Here is a 2,791-nt window from a genome sequence, read left to right as displayed (position 1 = left end):
GTGCGGCCGGCCCGCTTGCCGAGGATGTAGATGGCGGTGTTCGACACCGCGCCGCCGGTGGCGCGTCTGCGCCGGCTGGGCGCCTGGACGGTGCGCGATGCTCGCGCCATCGCGTCGTTTTGCGGAGGATTGCGATGATCGCCCGATTGCTTTCCTGGGGTCGCGGCATGAGCGAGCCGTCGCTCGTGGTGCTGCTGGGGTGGATGCTGCTTCCGGTTTTCGTCGCGACGGATATCTACCTGCAGCGCTACGGCATGCCCGCGACGCTGGCCTCGACCGGGCTGATGCTGGTGGCGCTGGTGTCGTTGCGGCTGCGCACCCGCCTGCGCGACTACGTGATCGCCACCGCGGTGCTGGCCGAGGTCATGGTGCTGACCGCCGATTACCAGATGCATCCGTGGCAGATCGACACCCACATGGTCTATTTCGTCATGCTGGCGGGGGTGTCTGTGCTCGGCCGGGTCAGCGTGATGCTCTACGCTGCAGGGCTCGTGGCGGTGCATCACGTGTCGCTGACGCTGCTGCTGCCGGCGGCGGTCTATCCCTCGACGGATCTGGTCGAAAATGTCATGCGCACCGGGCTGCATGCGGGCATCGTGGTGATGGAGACGGCCATTCTCACCATGGCGATCCTGCAGCGCAACGCCGCCACGCGCCGGATCGAGGAAAGCCGCGAGCTGCTGGCGGATGAAAGCCAAAAGGCCGCCGCGGCGCAGGCGCGGGCCGAGGCCGCCGCACAGGAGACGCGCGAGGTGGTGGCGCTGTTCAACAGCCACCTGCACCGGCTGGCCGACCGCGACCTCTCCTGCGCCATCGGCAGCGCCATGCCAGAAGCGTTCGAGTCGCTGCGGCACGATTTCAACCGCGCTGTCCGGCAGCTCGAGGAGGCGCTGCGCAGCGCCGGCAGCAAGGCGGTTAGCTTCGAGGAAGAGGCGCAGGCGCTCGAGGCGGTGACCGGCGATCTGTCGTCGCGCAGCGAGCGGCAGGCGCATGAGCTCAGCGCCGCCACCCACAGCATGAGCGATATCACCCGTGCTCTGAACGCCACCGCCGATCAGGCCGGCACCGCCTCCGAGCGCGCCAGCGTCGCGCGCCAGAGTGCCGAGCAGGGCGGCGCGGTGACCAACGAGGCGATCGAGGCGATGAACCTGATCGAGCAGAGCTCGTCCGAGGTCGGCAAGATCATCGACCTGATCGACGATATCTCGTTCCAGACCAACCTGCTGGCGCTCAATGCCGGGGTCGAGGCAGCGCGTGCCGGCGAAAGCGGCAAGGGCTTTGCGGTGGTCGCCGCCGAGGTCCGGCAGCTGGCGCAGCGCACCTCCGAGGCGGCTGCCGGCGTCAAGACGCTGATCCTCGACAGCGAGGCGCAGGTGACCAACGGTGCGCGGCTGGTGAACGAGGCCGGCGCGCGTCTGTCGAGCATCGTCGAGGAGGTTAGCGCGGTCAGCGGCATGATCTCCCAGATCCGAGACGAGAGCCGAAGCCAGTCCGGCGGCATGTCCGAGCTGTCACAGACGCTGGCCCGGCTCGACGCCGAAACCCAGGACACGGCGGGTCTGAGCGAAGAAATGGCCGCCATGGGGCTGCGGCTGCGCAGCCACGCGCGCGAACTGCTCGGCGATATGGGGGCGTTCCATTTCGAGGGCGATGACGGCGCGCTGGCCGATCACCGAAAGCGGGCATGAGCGGGCGGGTGGCGCAGCACCCTCCCGGCACTTGCAGCTCAGGGCGCCTCGGCGGCCTCGGCGCGCAGCAGCCAGCGCATCAGCAGCAGCGCCAGAACCGCCTCGACGAAGATCCCCGCCGCCAGCGGCACCGGCGTGCCGTCGAACATCAGCCCGTTGGGCACCGCGATGACCACCGCGGTCACCGTCGCCACCGCTCCGATCACCGACGCGGCAAGCCCGGCGATATGGCCCACCGGCTCCATGGCGATGGCGTTGATGTTGCCGACCGTGAGGCCCATCTGGAAGAACACCGAGAGCTGCCAGACCAGGAACAGCGCAAAGCCGGGGGTGCCCGAGAGGCCGAAGGCAAAGAGCGCGAGGGTGAGGCCCGCCATCACCACCTGCACCGCCAGCATCGCAGTCACGAGAAAGCGCATCCCGAGCCGCATCACCAGCGCCGCGTTCAGGACACTGGCGGACGCGGCAAGGATCGCCACACCCCCGAACCAGAGCGGGAAGCTGTCGGCGCGGCCGAAGCTGATGTCGTAGATCTGCTGTACGGTCGAAATCATCGAGAACAGCATCGCGAAGATCAGCGCCTGCACGGCGATCGAGATCAGCACCACCCGGTGGCTGAACAGCTCGCGCAGCGAGCCCTTGAACGCGCCGAGGGAGAACGGGCGCCGGTTCTCGCGGGGATGGGTTTCGGGCAGGCGGATCATCAGCCAGAGCGAGGCGACCCCGGCAAAGAAGACGAAGGCCCAGAAGATGCCGCGCCACCCGACGACCTGGATGATCACCGCCCCGATCGACGGCGCCAGCGCCGGGAACAGAGTGAAGACCATCATCACGAACGACATGATCCGCGCCATCTCGCGCCCGGAATAGAGGTCGCGCACGATGGCGAGCGCCACCACCCGCGGCCCGGCGGCGCCCAGCCCCTGCATCAGCCGCGCGAAGAGCAACATCTCGAGCGTGTCTTCGCTCGCGGCGAGGATCGACATGCCGATGTAAAGCGCCGCGCCCCCCAGCAACACCGGCTTGCGCCCGAAAACGTCCGAGAGCGGGCCGGTGAAAAACGTGCCGATGCCCATGCCCAGCACGAAGCTGGTGATCACCAG

The 2,791-nt window shown here is 68.3% G+C and carries 2 protein-coding genes; one reads left to right on the top strand and one right to left on the bottom strand.

Annotated elements, in window-relative coordinates:
• The first annotated feature begins 167 nt into the window (after positions 1-167).
• Positions 168-1,688: a methyl-accepting chemotaxis protein gene (locus AC6RA4_RS24700; RefSeq protein WP_500164847.1), complete on the top strand. Its 1,521-nt coding sequence runs from the start codon at positions 168-170 to the stop codon at positions 1,686-1,688.
• A gap of 38 nt (positions 1,689-1,726) precedes the next feature.
• Here the strand turns inward: AC6RA4_RS24700 and AC6RA4_RS24695 are convergent.
• Positions 1,727-2,791 (bottom strand): MFS transporter (locus AC6RA4_RS24695; RefSeq protein ID WP_500164845.1); only part of this gene is annotated, 1,065 nt, incomplete at its 5' end.

The sequence above is a fragment of the Salipiger sp. genome (assembly GCF_059781815.1).
Note: the sequence above shows the minus strand (reverse complement) of the source record. Positions and strands in the feature narration are given on the sequence as shown.